Annotated in this window: 17 protein-coding genes; 5 read left to right on the top strand and 12 right to left on the bottom strand. The window is 66.3% G+C overall.

Translation table 11 applies throughout. The features are described 5' to 3' along the window. Positions 1 to 450: 450 nt before the first annotated feature. The 4 genes from AC1RNP_RS11185 to AC1RNP_RS11200 form a co-directional block, all read right to left on the bottom strand. Positions 451 to 2,010 (bottom strand): protein adenylyltransferase SelO, encoded by a 1,560-nt coding sequence (locus AC1RNP_RS11185; RefSeq protein WP_493051337.1) that lies wholly within the window; start codon positions 2,008 to 2,010, stop codon positions 451 to 453. A 68-nt stretch (positions 2,011 to 2,078) separates the two neighbouring features. After that, the gene (locus AC1RNP_RS11190) at positions 2,079 to 2,756 is read right to left on the bottom strand and encodes a glutathione S-transferase (protein ID WP_493051338.1); all 678 of its coding nucleotides are present in this window, start codon (positions 2,754 to 2,756) and stop codon (positions 2,079 to 2,081) included. Between the two features lie 72 nt (positions 2,757 to 2,828). Beyond that, on the bottom strand, positions 2,829 to 3,989 hold the full coding sequence (locus AC1RNP_RS11195; protein WP_493051339.1) for an MFS transporter: 1,161 nt from the start codon (positions 3,987 to 3,989) through the stop codon (positions 2,829 to 2,831). A gap of 10 nt (positions 3,990 to 3,999) precedes the next feature. Next, positions 4,000 to 4,782 carry a DeoR/GlpR family DNA-binding transcription regulator gene (locus tag AC1RNP_RS11200; RefSeq protein ID WP_493051340.1) on the bottom strand — a complete coding sequence of 261 codons (783 nt, stop codon included), beginning with the start codon at positions 4,780 to 4,782 and terminating at the stop codon, positions 4,000 to 4,002. Between the two features lie 180 nt (positions 4,783 to 4,962). On the opposite strand from AC1RNP_RS11200, the gene AC1RNP_RS11205 reads away from it, so the two are divergent. Further along, entirely contained in the window at positions 4,963 to 6,879 is a 1,917-nt protein-coding gene (locus AC1RNP_RS11205) for a DEAD/DEAH box helicase (protein WP_493051578.1), read from the top strand. Positions 6,880 to 7,040: 161 nt separating this feature from the next. Further along, the gene (locus AC1RNP_RS11210; protein ID WP_493051341.1) at positions 7,041 to 7,796 is read left to right on the top strand and encodes a type 1 glutamine amidotransferase; all 756 of its coding nucleotides are present in this window, start codon (positions 7,041 to 7,043) and stop codon (positions 7,794 to 7,796) included. A 159-nt stretch (positions 7,797 to 7,955) separates the two neighbouring features. Here AC1RNP_RS11210 and AC1RNP_RS11215 read toward each other — a convergent pair whose 3' ends face one another. Continuing rightward, positions 7,956 to 8,123, bottom strand: coding sequence for a hypothetical protein (locus AC1RNP_RS11215; protein ID WP_493051342.1), 168 nt, complete (start codon positions 8,121 to 8,123; stop codon positions 7,956 to 7,958). Further along, complete coding sequence (locus AC1RNP_RS11220) at positions 8,120 to 8,881, bottom strand: sulfurtransferase (RefSeq protein ID WP_493051343.1); 762 nt, start codon at positions 8,879 to 8,881, stop codon at positions 8,120 to 8,122. The genes AC1RNP_RS11215 and AC1RNP_RS11220 overlap by 4 nt, the downstream gene beginning before the upstream one ends. A 72-nt stretch (positions 8,882 to 8,953) precedes the next feature. Between AC1RNP_RS11220 and AC1RNP_RS11225 the strand changes: the two genes are divergently transcribed. Both AC1RNP_RS11225 and AC1RNP_RS11230 read left to right on the top strand, forming a co-directional pair. Beyond that, positions 8,954 to 9,382, top strand: a complete 429-nt coding sequence (locus AC1RNP_RS11225) for an ArsR/SmtB family transcription factor (RefSeq protein WP_493051344.1) — start codon at positions 8,954 to 8,956, stop codon at positions 9,380 to 9,382. Beyond that, positions 9,379 to 9,999 carry an SRPBCC family protein gene (locus AC1RNP_RS11230; RefSeq protein WP_493051346.1) on the top strand — a complete coding sequence of 207 codons (621 nt, stop codon included), beginning with the start codon at positions 9,379 to 9,381 and terminating at the stop codon, positions 9,997 to 9,999. Before AC1RNP_RS11225 ends, AC1RNP_RS11230 begins: the two co-directional genes overlap by 4 nt. Positions 10,000 to 10,052: 53 nt before the next feature. On the opposite strand, the gene AC1RNP_RS11235 is transcribed toward AC1RNP_RS11230, so the two are convergent. Further along, positions 10,053 to 11,360 (bottom strand): MFS transporter, encoded by a 1,308-nt coding sequence (locus AC1RNP_RS11235; protein ID WP_493051347.1) that lies wholly within the window; start codon positions 11,358 to 11,360, stop codon positions 10,053 to 10,055. Positions 11,361 to 11,486: 126 nt separating this feature from the next. On the opposite strand from AC1RNP_RS11235, the gene AC1RNP_RS11240 reads away from it, so the two are divergent. Further along, positions 11,487 to 12,758: a TIGR03862 family flavoprotein gene (locus tag AC1RNP_RS11240; RefSeq protein ID WP_493051348.1), complete on the top strand. Its 1,272-nt coding sequence runs from the start codon at positions 11,487 to 11,489 to the stop codon at positions 12,756 to 12,758. Positions 12,759 to 12,788: 30 nt separating this feature from the next. Here AC1RNP_RS11240 and AC1RNP_RS11245 read toward each other — a convergent pair whose 3' ends face one another. The 5 genes from AC1RNP_RS11245 to AC1RNP_RS11265 form a co-directional block, all read right to left on the bottom strand. Continuing rightward, positions 12,789 to 13,421, bottom strand: coding sequence for a hypothetical protein (locus AC1RNP_RS11245; protein WP_493051349.1), 633 nt, complete (start codon positions 13,419 to 13,421; stop codon positions 12,789 to 12,791). 214 nt (positions 13,422 to 13,635) lie between these two features. Further along, positions 13,636 to 14,415, bottom strand: coding sequence for a hypothetical protein (locus tag AC1RNP_RS11250; RefSeq protein ID WP_493051350.1), 780 nt, complete (start codon positions 14,413 to 14,415; stop codon positions 13,636 to 13,638). An 84-nt stretch (positions 14,416 to 14,499) separates the two neighbouring features. Continuing rightward, entirely contained in the window at positions 14,500 to 14,865 is a 366-nt protein-coding gene (locus AC1RNP_RS11255; protein WP_493051351.1) for a DUF6164 family protein, read from the bottom strand. 43 nt (positions 14,866 to 14,908) lie between these two features. Then, entirely contained in the window at positions 14,909 to 15,550 is a 642-nt protein-coding gene (locus AC1RNP_RS11260) for an HD domain-containing protein (RefSeq protein ID WP_493051352.1), read from the bottom strand. Beyond that, positions 15,547 to 16,269 carry a DUF998 domain-containing protein gene (locus AC1RNP_RS11265; RefSeq protein WP_493051353.1) on the bottom strand — a complete coding sequence of 241 codons (723 nt, stop codon included), beginning with the start codon at positions 16,267 to 16,269 and terminating at the stop codon, positions 15,547 to 15,549. Before AC1RNP_RS11265 ends, AC1RNP_RS11260 begins: the two co-directional genes overlap by 4 nt. Positions 16,270 to 16,271: the final 2 nt, after the last annotated feature.

Here is a 16,271-nt window from a genome sequence, read left to right on the forward strand (position 1 = left end):
GGTCCCGCCGAGATCGACCTGACCCGCGTCTCGCGCGTCCATCTGATTGCGCCATCGGAGTCCGGCATCCGATTTCGCCGGGCCGAACCTGACGCTTGTTGGGGAGGACGCATGCGAAGCGGCTTCACGCATACGCTGGGGATTGGTCGTCACACAACAGCCTCTATCAGTGGACCCGCGCCGAGCGGGAACCGGCAATCGTTCGCGCCAAACGTCGATCCTTCACGCCACCGCCAGGCAAAACGAACGCGGCTTGCCTGGTTCAATCCAGGCCGCACAGCCACAATTCTTCATTCACAAAATGAAGCTTCATATACGAATTGCCAAGTTGCGGCGCAGCATTGGTTGCCTGCCGGCCGGATCGCCGCCTCGATCAGCGTCGCAGAGCGGTGCACAGGCGATCAGGCACGCGGCCCGCCAGGGTGATCGATAAGCTTTGTTGGCAGCCCGCTAGGAACTGCACGACAGCATCGAGCATCCGGCCCGGGTGCGCGCCCAATCCGGACGCTTCCGCGCGAACGCCTCACGGCCCGGTTGTTCGTCGTAAGGCCTGCGCATCACGTTCATCAATTCTGCGATGCCGGTCTCGTCTCCGGCTTCGGCACGGTCGATCGCCTGCTGGGCGAGATAGTTGCGCAGCACGTAACGCGGATTGGCCGCGTTCATGCGCTCGCGGCGTTGCTCTGGCGGCAAAGGATCGTCGCGCAATCGCGCCACGTAGCGCTGCAACCAGGTCGTGAACTCCGGCTCGGCGGCATCGCGCCTGGCCTCGTCGTAGAACGCGTCCCGCAGCGGGTCGAGCGTCGGCGCCTCCGCATCCAGCAGCGCCAGGCTTCGGAAGAAGATCGTCATGTCGACCTCGGCGTCTTGCATCAGGTGATGCAGGTCGCGGATCAGTTCGACATCTTCGTCGCGGCATTCGCCCAGGCCCAGCTTGCGGGCGATGTTGTCGCGATCGGCGCGGGTGTAGGCCTCGGCATAACGATCCAGTCCCGCCTGCAAGGGTTCGGCCGAACCGAACAGCGGCGACACCGCCTGCGCCAGGCGCATCAGGTTCCAGTGCGCGATCTTCGGCTGCCAGCCGAAACGATAGCGGCGTCCCTGCGCGTCGGTGGTGTTGGGCGTCCAGTCGGGATCGTAGTCGTCGATCCAGCCATATGGCCCGTAATCGATGGTGAGGCCGAGGATCGACATGTTGTCGGTGTTCATCACGCCATGCACGAAGCCCACGCGCATCCAGTGCGCGACCATCACCGCGGTGCGTTCGCACACCTGCGCGAACCAGTCGCCGTAAAGCGACTCTCCGGTCCCACGCAATGCCGGAAAATCACGGCGGATAGTGAAATCCACCAGCTGCCGGAGCAGAACCGTATCGCCACGCGAGAACGGCAGCTCGAAATTGCCGAAACGGATGAAGGACGGCGCCACCCGGCAAACGATGGCGCCGGGTTCCCATTGCGGATGACCGTCATAGAACATGTCCCGTTCCACGGTCTCTCCAGTGGCGACCAGCGACAGCGCCCGCGTGGTGGGCACGCCGAGATAATGCATCGCCTCGCTGCACAGGAATTCGCGGATCGAGGAACGCAGCACCGCGCGTCCGTCGGCACTGCGCGAATACGGTGTGGGGCCAGCGCCCTTGAGCTGCAATTCCCAGCGGCCACCGTCCGCGGCGATCACTTCGCCCAGCGAGATCGCGCGTCCATCGCCAAGCTGCCCGGCCCAATGACCGAACTGGTGACCACCGTAATTGGCGGCGTATGGGCGCATGCCTTCGAGCAGCGCGTTGCCGCCGAAGACGGCCGCGAATTCAGGACTGGCAAGCGCAGTGGCATCGAATCCCAGCGTCGCCGCCATTTCCGCCGAATGCGCGATCAGGCGCGGCGCGGCCACCGGCGTCGGATCGACCGGCGACCACAGCGCGCCATGCACCTGACGGATGCGCGGACCGGCTTCGACATCACCGGCCAGCTCACGCACGAAGGCATTGTCGAAATTCAGTGCATGCATCCCGAGTAGGTTCCGTCGCGATCGCAGAAAAACAAGCTCGGTGGAACGAACTCGGTGAAGCCTGCAACTCAACCCAGCAACGAATACGGCCCGCCCTGCTCCAACGCCCGCTGATACGCCGACCGGGCGTGGATGCGTTCCAGGAACGCCTTCAGCCGCGGCCGCCCGCTGCCGGCACGCGCCGCGGCGGCCTCGACGGGATAGCTCATCTGGATGTCCGCCGCAGTGAACCGGTCACCCGCGAACCAGGCATGGCTGGCAAGTTCACTCTCGATGTAATCCAGATGCAGCTTCACCTGCGGCCCGACGAAGCTCGACAGGGCCTTGTCGGCGATGCCGCGCGCGATGGGTTTGGCGAAAAACGGCATCGGCGCGTGCTTGATGCGCGAGAACACCAGGCTCAACAGCAACGGTGGCATCGCCGAGCCTTCTGCGTAATGCAGCCAATAGCGATAACGCAGTCGCTCGTCGGCATCCTGCGGTTGCGGCGGCGGCGAGAATCGGTAAGCGAGATCGTAACGTTCGATCAGCGTCTCGATGATCGCCGCCGATTCGGCCAGCACCTTGCCGTCGATCTCCACCACCGGGGATTTTCCGAGCGGATGGATCGAACGCAGTTCCGGTGGCGCCAGCAAGGTCTTCGGATCGCGCTGATAGCGCACCACCTCGTAGGGGATCTCGAGTTCCTCCAATAGCCACAGCACGCGCTGCGAGCGGGAATTGTTGAGGTGGTGAACCTTGATCATGGCGTGCGTCCCGGTGGGAAGCCGACATGGTAGCGTGACCGACATCACGACAGGATATGGCCGGACGATGCCTTACCTGCTCGCCACCACGAACCGCGCGCTCGCCGCGACGGCCATCAATGCCACGCCAAGCATCACGAACGCCAGCGGCAGGCTGCTCATGTGCGCGATCCAGCCGATGGCCGCCGGCCCGGCGAGAATGCCGGCGTACCCCAGCGTGCTGATCGCCGAAACCGCAGCTCCCGCGGGCATCGCATGCTGCCGGCCGGCGGCGGTGAACAGCACCGGCACGATATTCGAACAACCCAGGCCGATCAGGGCGAAGCCCAGCAAGGTCGCCGCCGTGGACGGCACCATCGCGCCGATCACGAATCCAGCGGCGGCACAGGCCCCGCCGATCACCATGATCGGACGTGGTCCAAATCGCTGCACGACACGGTCGCCGCTGAAGCGGCCGAGGGTCATCGCCAGCGCGAATACCGCGTAGCCCACACCGCCCAAGCTCGGCTGCAGGCCGCGCTGCGTGACCAGCAACAGCGCGCTCCAGTCCAGCATCGCGCCTTCGGCCAGAAAGACCACGAAGCACAATGCGCCGATCAGCACCACGATGCCGTGCGGCAGCGCGAACGGCGAATCGCCGTGACTGCCGTCGCCCTGGCGCAGCAGTCCGTGGCTGCTGACCAAGGCCAGCAGCACCAGCAACGCCGTCACGCCAATCGCCGCACCTAATGGTGACCAATGCAGCCGCAGTAAGATGCTGACCAGCCCCGCGCCGGCGATGCCGCCAAGGCTAAAGAAGCCGTGAAACCCCGACATCAATGCGCGACCGCTCGCCTTCTCCACGATCACAGCCTGAATGTTGATCGCGACATCGACGGTGCCGATCGCGGCACCGAACAGGAACAGGGCAAGCGCCATCGTCATCCAGCTGGAGAGATAGGCAAACGACGGCAGGATCGCGCAGACCACCGCGAGCGCGGCCAGGATCACCAGCCGGCAGCCGTAGCGCGCGGCGATCGCTCCCGTCAGCGGCATCGCCACCAGCGATCCGGCGCCGAGCGCGAGCAGTAGCAGCCCCAACGCGCCTTCGTCGATTCCGATGCGGGTCTTGGCATAGGGCACCAGCGGCGCCCATGCCGCCATCGCGAGGCCGGCGGCGAAAAAGACGATGCGCGTCGACAGCCGTTCGCTCGCGCCGATCGTCGCGGCGTGTCCGTGCAATGCCGTGCTCACAATGTCGTGTTCACGCGGCCGCTTCCGCCCGCAACACGCGCACACCGCTCCGCGCGAATGCCTTGGCCTGCGCTGCGGAGGCATCACGTTCGACCACCAGCGCATGCAGCCCGTCGATCGGCAGCACGGAGAATGGCGCGGACGTCCCCAGTTTCTCGTTGGTGACCGCCGCGACCGTCGCGCGGCTGCCCGCGGCGACCGCCTGCTTGAACTGCGCGTCCTCGTAATCCTGCGCGGAGATCCCGGCCGCCGAATCCGCGCCACAGGCGCCGACGAAATACAGATCGCTGCCGAGCGCCTTCGCGTCGCGAATCGCGCCCGCCCCGAGGCTCGCGCCGATGTGCGGATCGACCCGGCCGCCGATCACGATCAACTCCACATCCGCGCGTCCGGCCAGCACTGCCGCGATCGCGGGCGCGTTGGTGACCACGGTCAGGCCCTGCTCGCGCGGCAGCACGCGCGCGATGGCGTGATTGACCGAACTGGCGTCGAGGAAGACCACATCTCCTCGCTTCACCAGCGAGACCGCCGCGCGCGCCAGCGCCTCCTTGCGTGTCGAATCCTGTTTCAGGCGCGCCGAGATCGGCCCGTTGCGGGGCGCCGGCGGCAACGCGCCGCCGTAAACGCGCTGGCACTGGCCGGCAGCCGCCAGCTCGCGCAGATCGCGACGAATGGTGTCGTGCGAGACATCGAGTTCCTGCGCCAGATCGACCGCGATCACTCGCCCCTGCGCGAGCAACCGGTCGCGAATCAGTGCATGCCGCTGCTGCGGCAGCAATTCCTCGGCCGCCATCGGAACCCCACAAAATCGTTAATAATCGTGCACAATTGTGCAGTATTGCGCATCCCTCCGCAATCCTTCGATTAGCTGTCCGTTGCAGCTAGAAACCAATCATTTCCCATGCGACCCGGTAAACTGTGCTGTCCTGACCGGCCCGCCCGGCGCTGCAAGAAGTCCGGCATGAGCGCCGACCTGCCTTCCCCCACCGACTCCTCCCCCAAATTCACCGATCTCGGCCTGCCCGAGAGCTTGCTGCGCGCGCTGACCGCCGTCGGCTACGAATCGCCCTCGCCGATCCAGGCGGCAACGATTCCGCCTCTGATGGCCGGCCGCGACGTGCTCGGCCAGGCGCAGACCGGCACCGGCAAGACCGCCGCGTTCGCGCTGCCGATCCTGGCCAGCATCGATCCCGCGCAGGTGAAGCCGCAGGCACTCGTGCTCGCGCCCACGCGCGAACTCGCCATCCAGGTCGCCGAGGCGTTCCAGAAGTACGCCGTGCATCTGCCCGGCTTCCACGTGCTGCCGATCTACGGCGGCCAGGGCTACGCGCCGCAGCTGAGCGCGTTGAAGCGTGGCGTGCATGTCGTGGTCGGCACGCCGGGACGCGTGATCGATCATCTCGACCGCGGCTCGCTCGACCTGTCGCAGCTACGCCGCCTGGTGCTGGACGAAGCCGACGAGATGCTGCGCATGGGCTTCATCGACGATGTCGAGGCGGTGCTGAAGAAGACGCCGGACACGCGCCAGGTCGCCTTGTTCTCGGCGACGATGCCGGCGCAGATCAAGCGCATCGCGCAAACGTATTTGAAGGATCCGGTCGAGATCGCGATCAAGTCGACCACCACCACCGCCGCCAACATCCGCCAGCGCTACTGGTCGGTGAGCGGCGTGCACAAGCTCGATGCCCTCACCCGCATCCTCGAGGCCGAACCGTTCGACGCGATGATCGTGTTCGCGCGCACCAAGCTCGGCACCCAGGAACTGGCCGAGAAGCTCGCCGCGCGCGGCCTCGCCGCCGCCGCGATCAACGGCGACATGGACCAGAAGCAGCGCGAGAAGACCATCCAGCAACTCAAGGACGGCCGCATCGATGTGCTGGTGGCCACCGACGTCGCCGCGCGCGGCCTGGACGTGGAGCGCATCAGCCATGTGCTGAACTACGACATCCCCTACGACACCGAAAGCTACGTGCACCGCATCGGCCGCACCGGCCGCGCCGGGCGCGCGGGCGAGGCGATCCTGTTCGTCACGCCGCGCGAGCGCGGCATGCTGCGCGCGATCGAGCGCGCCACGCGCCAGCCGATCGAATCGATGGCTCTACCCAGCGTGGAGACGGTGAACGAACGCCGCGTCTCGCGCTTCCTCGACAAGATCGCGACGGCACTGGAGGGCGAGGACCTGCACGTCTTCCGCGACCTGGTCAGCCGTTTCGAGACCGAACGCAACGTGCCGGCCGTGGAAATCGCCGCCGCGCTGGCGAAGCTCGTACAGGGTGATTCGCCGCTGCTGCTGGCGGCGCCGGCGGAACACAAGCATCGAGACTTTGAACCTGCTCCTTCGCGCCACGATGACCGCGACAACCGTCATGCAGGCAAAGGCAGCCGCACGCATCGCGAAGACGCGCCGGGCTTCAAGCATGCGCCCCAAAAGCACGACGCCAAACGGCGATCGACGCCGCCACGCCTGGACGCCGAAACCGGAGAAGCGATGTTCGCCGCCGAGCCGCAGCGCCCACGCGAACGCCGCGCCGATGCACCGCCCGCCTCCGACTTCCCGATGGAAACCTTCCGCATCGAGGTCGGCCACGCGCACGGCGTGCAACCCGGCAACATCGTCGGCGCCATCGCCAACGAAGCCGATCTGGAAAGCCGCTACATCGGCCGCATCGACATCCGCGACGACTACAGCCTGGTCGACCTGCCCGAAGGCATGCCGCGCGAGCTGCTGGAACACCTCAAGCGCGTGCGCGTCGCCGGCCTCCCCTTACGGATGCGCCGCGCCGACGACAGCGACACCAGCGCGCCGCCGCCTCGTGGCAAGCGTCCGTTCTCGGGAAAGCCACGAGGGAAACCCGCCGCGCACAGGCCTGGTCCCAAGAAGCCGCGATAGTCCAGCCTCGTCATTCCGGCGCAAGCCGGAATCCAGCTTTCTGCTCCCGGCAGCCACAAACATCCGGCGACGGAACGAAAAACTGGATTCCGGCTTGCGCCGGAATGACGGGCATAAGAAGAGACTTCAAGAATCCCGCTCTCCAGACCTAGAATCGGGACATGTCCCGCCTGCTCGTCTTCCAGCACGTCGCCGCCGAACCCCTGGGCACGCTCGACCCGCTGATCCGTGGTCGCGGCCATCGCATCCGCTTCGCCAACTTCGAACGCGATCCGGATGCGCAGCCCAACGTCGATCGCTATCGCGGCCTGATCGTGCTGGGCGGTCCCATGAACGTCGAAGATCAGGCACAGCGCCCGCATCTGGTCACCGAACTGCGCGCGATCGAACGCATGCTCGAACTGGGGCGGCCGGTACTCGGCATCTGCCTCGGCGCGCAGTTGCTCGCGCACGTGCTCGGCGCGCCGGTGCGCCGCAGGCCGGTGCCGGAAATCGGCTGGTATCCGCTGCGCACCACGACAGCCGGGCAAGCCGATCCCGTGCTGTCCCCGCTCGGCGAGCAGGCTCCGGTGTTTCAATGGCACGCCTGCCATTTCGAGATTCCGGACGGGGCCTCGCATCTCGCCGCTTCCGATGATTGCCCGCAGCAGGCGTTCCGCTGGGGCGACAACGCCTACGGCTTCCAGTTTCATCTCGAAATGGACCAGCCGCTGATCGAACGCTGGCTGGCGACGCCGGCCTACCGCGACGAACTGGCCGGCTCCGGCCTGCCGCACGATGCCGAGGCGATTCGCGCGCAAACCCATGCGCACATCGGTGCGATGCAGGCGCAGGCCAATCGTGTCTTCAACAACTTCCTCGATCTGATCGGGCGCCCGCAGAAGCGCTACACGCTGCCGTCACGCGAGTTCGCCTGAATGCTTTTCCTTCTCCCTCTGGGAGAAGGTGGCGCGAAGCGTCGGATGAGGGCGAGGAATCACTTGCCGGGAAACGTTCCTCGTGAGACGGAGTTCCCCCTCCCTCATCCGCCCCTGCGGGGCACCTTCTCCCGGAGGGAGAAGGGAAAAGCAGGTTGCTTATCCGGCAAAAAGCTCGGTCAACGGCGGCCAGCCCGCCATCGGGGCCACCACCCAGTAGATGCCCGCGAGCACCACGCCCCACATCGCCACCTTCAAGAGGAAGCTGACCACCTTGAAGGCCAGGTACGCCCCTACCACGATCAAGATCACGCCGACCCAGCTCATGCCTGCACACTCTCCTTTTCGGACATCGTAGCGCACAGGGGTTGCAGCTCCGCATCCAGCGCGACGCGATCATCGAACACGAAGCAGCGCCCGTCGTATCCGTAGCCGCCCACGTCCTCGAAATAGCCGAGGATGCCGCCATCAAGCTGCAGCACGTTGTCCATGCCGTCCGCGCGCATCCACAACGCCGCCTTCTCGCAGCGGATGCCGCCGGTGCAGAAGCTGACCACGGTGGCGTCGGCGATCGCATCGCGATGCGGCGCCAGCGCGTCGGGCAGATCGGTGAAGTTGTCGATCGGCAGGCACAACGCACCAGCGAAGCTGCCGTAACCGACTTCCTCGCGATTGCGCGTGTCCAGCAGCACCAGCCGCTTGCCATCGTCGTCGTGGCCCTGGGCGATCCAGCGCGCCAGATCGCGTGGCGCGACGGCCGGCGCCCGCTCGCGCAGCGGCGAGGCATTTTCACGACGGAAGCTGATGATCTCCGGCTTCACCTTCACCTTCAGGCGCGCGAAGGGCTGCGTCGCGCTGTAGCTGAGCTTCACGCGCAGATCCGCGAAGCGCGCATCCGCGCGCAGCCATGCGAGGAACGCCGAGATCGCGTCATCGGTACCGGCGAGGAACAGATTGATGCCCTCCCCGGCGACCAGCACGGTGCCGAGCAGGCCATCGCGCTGCGCCCATGCCGACAAGTCGGCGGCCAGGGCGTCGGGAGCGTCGATCGCGGTGAAGTGGTAGGCGGCTAGGTTGGTGACCATCCGCCAATTCTACCGGGCGCAATATTCAACCAAATAGTTGACAATCGTATTTTTGAGGATATATTCAACCATATGGATGAATATCAGCCCCTCGGTCCCATCGATCTGGATGGCTCCGCTCTCGACGGTATTTTCGCCGCCCTCTCCGACAGCACCCGCCGCGGAATGCTGGCCCGGCTGGCCGAAGGCGAACGCAGCGTAGGTGAGCTCGCCGCCCCGTTCTCGATGTCACTGGCCGCCGCCTCCAAGCACATCAAGGTGCTGGAAAACGCCGGTCTGGTGCAGCGGGAAGTGCTTGGTCGCACGCATCGCGTCCGCCTCCATGCGCAGCCGCTGCATGCCGGCATGGAATGGCTGCGGCATTACGAGCGTTTCTGGAACCAGCGCCTGGATGCACTGGAAACCCTGCTCCGCGCGGAAGATGCCGCCGCCAAGAAGAAACCAAGCGAACCCGTCGCGAAGGCACTTTTAAAGCCCTCGGCCAAAGGGAAACGACGATGAGCGGCCGCCTGACCTCCTCTCGTCCGTATCCCGCGCACGTCTTCGCCCACCCGCCCCAACCGATCAAGGAAATTCAAATGAACGCCAACGCCTACGCGGTCCGCACCGCTCCCGACACCGTGCGCATCGAACGCATCCTGCCCGGCCCCATCGAACGCGTCTGGGCCTATCTCACCGAGGACGAAAAGCGCGGCCAATGGTTCGCCTCCGGCACGATCGAGCCGCGCGTCGGCGGGAAGGTCGAACTGCTGTTCCTGCATTCGCGCCTTTCGGACGAACCGGGTGCGCCGCCGCCGCGCTACGCCGACATGGAACCCAACGGCTTTCGCCACGAATCCCGCGTCACCGCCTGGGACCCGCCGCGCCTGCTGGGTTACATCTTCGGTGAGGACGACGAAGTCCGTTTCGAACTGACCGAACGCGGCAGCGACGTCCTGCTCACCCTGACGCACACCCGCATCGCCAGCCAGGAGAAGCTCGTGCAGTACTCCGGCGGCTGGCATGCGCACCTCGACGTGCTCGCCGATCGCTTGAACGGCCGCGCGCCGCCGAACTTCTGGAAGCTGCACGCGCCGCTTGAAGCGGAATACCAGAAGCGCTTCGCGGCCGTCTTCTGACCACGGCCACCTGAGCCGCGCGCATCGGGTCGGCGACCGGCCTGACGAACGAGTCAGGCCCGCTCGCCGACCGGAACGGCGGTCTCGTTTTCCGCCGACTTCGGAATCGACAGCAGCGCCAGCAACGTCAGCACGGCCGCCGCCGACAGGTAGTAGCCCACGTATTGCAGGCCGTAATTCTTTGCCAGCCACGTGGCCGCGTAAGGCGCCAGCGAGGCGCCGATGATGCCGGCGAAATTGAATGCCAACGAGGCGCCGGTATAGCGCACTTCGGTCGGAAAAAGGTCCGACAGGATCGTCCCGAGCGGCCCATAGGTCAGCCCCATCGCCGCCAGCCCCAGCGCCAGGAACAATAACACGCCGATCGCGCTGCCGGACGCGAACAACGGCGCGAAACACAGGCCGAAGACGATGATCGCCACCGTCGACCAGATCATCGCCGCGCGCCGGCCGCGCCGGTCTGCGTACACGGCCGACAACGGGATCGTCGCCGCAAAACAGAGCACCGCCAGCATCTGCAGCAACAGGAATTTCTCGCGCGTATAGCCGAGCGAGGAGGTGCCCCAGCTCAGCGCGAACACCGTCATCAGATAGAACAGCACGAACGTCGCCACCGCCGCGAACGTACCAATCAGCAGCATGCGCGGATGCCGCGCCAGCACCGTCAGCATCGGCACCTTCACGCGCGCTTCGCTGGCGAGGACGCGACGGAAGGCCGGCGTCTCCTCGATGCGCAGGCGCACCCACAGGCCCACCAGCACCAGCACCGCGCTGGCCAGGAACGGAATGCGCCAGCCCCAGGCGAAGAACTGCGCGTCGTCCATCAGCTCGGTGAGCAGCAGGAAGACGCCGCTCGACAGCAAAAACCCGATCGGCGCGCCGAACTGCGGAAACATCCCGTACCAGGCACGCTTGCCCGGCGGCGCGTTCTCGGTGGCGAGCAGCACCGCCCCGCCCCATTCGCCGCCAAGTCCCAGCCCCTGTCCGAACCGGCACAACGCCAGCAGCAGCGGCGCCGCCACGCCGATCTGCGCGTAGGTCGGCAGCACGCCGATCACCACCGTCGAGATGCCCATCGTCAGCAGCGCCGCCACCAGTGTCGCCTTGCGGCCGACGCGATCGCCGAAATGGCCAAACAGCGCCGAACCCACCGGCCGCGCGAAGAATGCCAGCGCGAACGTCGCCAGCGATTGCAACGTCGACGAGGCGGGATCGCTGGCGGGAAAGAACAACTTCGGAAACACCAGCACCGCCGCGGTGGCGTAGATGTAGAAATCGAAGAACTCGATGGTGGTGCCGATCAGGCTGGCGAACAGGACGCGTCCCGCTGGGTTCTTCGGGGCGGCGACAACGGAATTCATGCAATGCATCCGCGATGAGGGGCGCGCCGATCATGACAGATGCCGCGCCGAGTCCGCATGCCTTCCCGGACATGCCTTCACAAGCACGCCTTCCTCCTCGGGCGGGCATTCACTACCCTGTCGCCGATGGATGCTCCCCCACCTCACACGAATGCACTCGCCGTCATCGGCGGCGGCCCGGCCGGACTGATGGCGGCGGAAACCGCGCGCGCCGCCGGTTTCGAGGTGGACCTGTACGATGGCAAGGGCTCGGTCGGACGGAAATTCCTGATCGCCGGCAAGGGCGGCCTCAACCTCACGCATTCCGAACCGATGCCGGCCTTCGCCCGCCGTTACCGCGAACGTGAGCACGACGTGGCGCGATGGCTGCACGATTTCGGCGCCGAGGAATTGCGCGCATGGGCGCGCGGGTTCGGCGTGGACACGTTCGTAGGCAGTTCCGGCCGCGTGTTTCCCACCGACCTCAAGGCCGCGCCGCTGCTGCGCGGCTGGGTGCGGCGCCTGCGCGATCAGGGTGTGCGCTTCCACGTCCACCACCGCTGGCTCGGCTGGGGCGACGACGACCACGCGCTGCGCTTCGCGACCACGGAGGGAGAGCGCGAAGTCCATGCCGCCGCGACCGTCCTCGCCCTCGGTGGCGGCAGCTGGCCCGAACTCGGTTCCGACGGCACCTGGGAATCGGTGTTGCGCACGCGCGGGATCGACGTGGCGCCGCTGCAACCGGCCAATTGCGGATTCGACATCGGTTGGAGCACTCACTTCGCGGAGCGTCATGCCGGCGCGCCGCTGAAACCGGTGATCGCGCACTGGCGCGACGAGCACGGCGAGGAACACGCGCTGCAAGGCGAATGCGTGGCGACCGCCACCGGCATCGAGGGCAGCCTGATCTACGCCTTGTCCGCGACACTGCGCGAGGCGATCGCGCGCGACGGCACCGCGCTGCTTCATCTCGACATCGCCCCCGGCCGCGACACCACCAAATTGCGGGAAGCGCTCGCCAAACCGCGCGGGCGACGCAGCGCCAGCGAGCATCTGCGCCGGCAGACCGGCCTGGACGGCGCCAAGGCCGCGCTGCTGTACGAAGTGCTGGGACGCGCCGCGCTCGGCGACGCCGCGTTGGTCGCCAGCACCATCAAGCGACTCCCGTTGCGGCTACACAGTGCGCGCCCGATCGCCGAAGCCATCAGCAGCGCCGGTGGCGTGCGCCTGGAAGCCCTCGACGACGGCCTGATGCTGCGCGACCTGCCCGGCGTGTTCTGCGCGGGCGAAATGCTCGACTGGGAAGCCCCGACCGGCGGCTACCTGCTCACCGCCTGCTTCGCTAGCGGCAAGCGCGCCGGCGACGGCGCGGTCGCCTGGCTGCGGCGGAAGTCGGAACAGGCGCGCGCCCGGACGTGATGCACGTCCGGGCGCGCGACGCGCGTGGCCTTACTTCTTCTTCGAGAAATAATGCGTGGCGGCGCACAGCTTGACGTCCTGGGCGGACGCCGCCGGCAGGGCCTTGCCGCTGAGCGCGATCAGCTTCACCACCTCACTCTCGTCCTCCATGACCTTGGCCAGCGCGAGATAGCTGGCATCAGCGGTGCTGCCGCAGAAGGCGTTGCTGGGGATCTTGCTCGGCGCGGTCTGCTGCACGATGTGACGCAGTTCCACTTGCTGGCGCGGCTCGATCATCATCGCGTCGGCGTAGCGCTCGTTCGGCGCGTACTGGTCGTCGCCGTTGACCAGGGCGACACGTTCGGTGACGAAGGTCGCACCATTGGCACCGGTGATCTTGCCGTCCTCGATCTTGATCGCGCCCGTGCTGGATTCGCCGACCGGATCGCCGGGCTGGAAATCACCGAGCACCACCGGCTGCAGCGTCGGCGGCGCGGCGCGCTCGTAGGTCGCCGTGCTCGGATCAGGCTCGGGAACGGACGGCGGCGCTGCCGCCGGCGCGGACGGCGCCTGGGCAGCCGGCTCTGGTTTCGGTGCCTGCTCCGGCTTGCACGCCGCCGCCAGCACGATGGCCATTGCCAGCGCGGCAACTGCGGAGCCCTTGCGAACGCGGTCACAAGTCATGTACGGAATTCCCCGAACGGTTATTCAAACCGAACATCATAAGCATCACCTGTTCAACAAACGTTAGGCTTCCTTCACTTCTGAATGCGGCCGGCTTTGAATGCAATCCGGTTCGCTTTGAACGGCCCGTTCGGACAGCCTGCTTGGACTGCCTGCTCGAACAACCTGCTTGAGCGGCCTGTTTTGGACAACCGGCTTGATGCGGCCGGCCCGCTCACATTTCCGGCGTGGTATCGCGCAGGATGCGCAGGCTTTCCTCGCGGACGGGGTCCTTGGCGTTTTCCTCCGGCTTTTCTTCCGACGGGTCCTTCGCCTCTTCCGGCGTCTTCCCGTCCTTGTCGCCTTTTCCGGTGATGGCGCTGGCAACGGGCGCGGCGCGACAGTTGCGGCTGAGCATCTCCGAAGGCTCCTGGCCGCGATAGTCCACCTGGAGATCGACCATGACATCGGGCTTCTCGTCCGGCTTGCGGCTCAGCGCCTGCACCGCGCCGCAGATGGCGTCGATCGTCGCCTGGCTGCGATGCTCGGGCGTATCGAGGATGACATACAGGTTGACGCGATCCAGCCACGCCAGCGAACGCACGCCCGCCACCTTCCAGGCGGACGTGCGCGCCGCTTCGTAATCGGCCACGCGATCGGGATCGACGAAGCGCATCGATTTGCGGAAATCGTCCTGCATCCCATCGACCTGCTGCTGCATCGCGACCTCGTCGCCACGCTGCATCGCCTCATGCACCGCGGCCATGCGCGCGGCGCGCGTGACAACCGGATCGGGAGGCGGCGGCTTCGGCGGCAGCTTGGGCGGCGGAGGCTTGAGGATCGGCGCGGGCTTCGGCGGCGGCGGCTTGTGCGCCGCGAAATTCTGGTAGATGCGAAAACCGATCCATCCCGCCATCGCGACGATCACCACGAACAGCGCCACCCACGCACCGCTGCGCTGGCGCCGGCGATAGGCCTGACGATCCGGAAACTCGACCTTGCGCTGTTTTTTCATGCGCTGCCTTTTCAATCCGGGCATGCCAGCCCTTGTCTGACAGCATGTTTGGAACGCATCGACTGCACCTCCGCCGTCATCTAGTCACTTGTGCAGCAGCCATACCGGTAGCGCCACCAACCCTAGCAGGAATACGATCGCCAGAAGCGTCAACAAGACCCGCAGCGGTGATTCGCGCACCACGTCGGCGAAGGTTTCCGCCGTGCCGTCACGCTGCGCCTGTGCGTGGGCGGCGCGCGCCGAATCGCGGCGGCGCGCCTGATAGTCGGCCATCAACGCCTTGGCCTTCGCGATGTCCTCGTCGCGCCCGACCCAGATGCCGCCATGCGAAATCCCCCAACGGCTCGGTTTGGTCTCATACCAGCCGATGTCGTTGGCGTCGAGGAACGCGCGAACGTCGTCCGCTTCGTCCTCCGGCACCATGCGCAGATTGAGCAGGAGCTTCGCCATGGCCGCATCATAGCCCGCGCGGCAGCGACACCAAAATCCGCGGCTACCGCTTCTCGCTCACCGCGCGGCGCAGGTTGCGACGGGCTTGCGCATCCAGGCGCTCGTGGAAGAATTCGCTGAGATAGATGCGCGGCTTCGCCAACAGCGCCTTGAGGAAGCGGCGGCGATTGAGCTTGAACAGCCAGCCGGGCACATGTCCACGATATTCGGCGGCGATACCGCGGTCGTAGGTATCGAAGATCGCTGGCGGCGCGCCCAGGATCGCCATGTCGCAATCGAGGAAATGGCGGGTATCGTCACCACGCGGGTCGCGCGGGAAATCGTCGGGCGAGAACTGGCCGTGACGCGCGGTGAGCTCGATCAGTTCCACCACCCGCGCGACGTCCGCGCCGGCGTCCGGCATCCAGCGCGCGATCTCGGAAGCCGCCAGTTCGGCCGAACGCGTTTCGTTGTCCTTGCGTCCCGCCTCGTAGATCGCATCGTGATACAGCACCGCCAATCGCACTTCCATCGGCTGTGACCAGCCCGGGCCAGCCGCGACGGTTTCGCAATGGCGCATGACTTCGCCGACGTGTTCGAAGTTGTGATATGCGCGCGGCGGCGTCGCGTATGCGGCGCGCAATGCCGCCCACTGTTCCGGCACCACGAACGCGGCAAGGCTTTCGATGGAAGCTTCGGAGTTCATGACAACCGTCCAGGTGGCGAGGCGTCCGTCGGCGATACGTCCGATCGCCGTCGCCCTCGAACTGCCTGCCACAACCAGATCGCGACCATCACCAGCCAACACACGATCATCGCGATCACAAACTTCTGCGTCAGCCCGCGTGGCGCGCTGCGCCACAACGACAGGATCCAGACAGCCGCGAACGAGGCGATGGCAAGGCCGAACGCCAACCAAAAATGCGATCGCCAGACCGGATCGCCACGGAAGCGCCAGGCTTGCAACACCATCGCCGTCGTTACCCACAGGAAGGCACCCTGCGCGGCGGTTCCATGCACCCAGCCTTCGAACGTCGGCGCGCGCCCCGGAACATTGGTATGCGCGAACGCCGTCACCACCAGCGCCACCGCCGCCATGACGAACAGCAGCACAGGCGCACTGCTGCGCGCCTGCGGCACGAACGCGAAGTACAGTCCCAGTGGCAGCAACACCAACGCGGCGCCGAGCAGACAATAGGCCGCCTGCAACCAGACGCCATGCGGCCCGATCAGATAGAAGCTGAGCGGCGTCCGGACCCAATCGAGATCCTCGCGTGCGAACTGCAGCGCCAGCGCGGCGCTCGCGAAGCACAGGATCGCGGCAAGCGCGGCGATGCCGCAGAAGCCCACGGCCCGTCCGGTTGTTCCAGCACGAACGGGAACCGCATCTTGTCCCGCGATGGATTGTCGTTCGATCTCGCGCATGC

Source organism: Luteimonas sp. GW821-FHT14E02, from assembly GCF_058803905.1.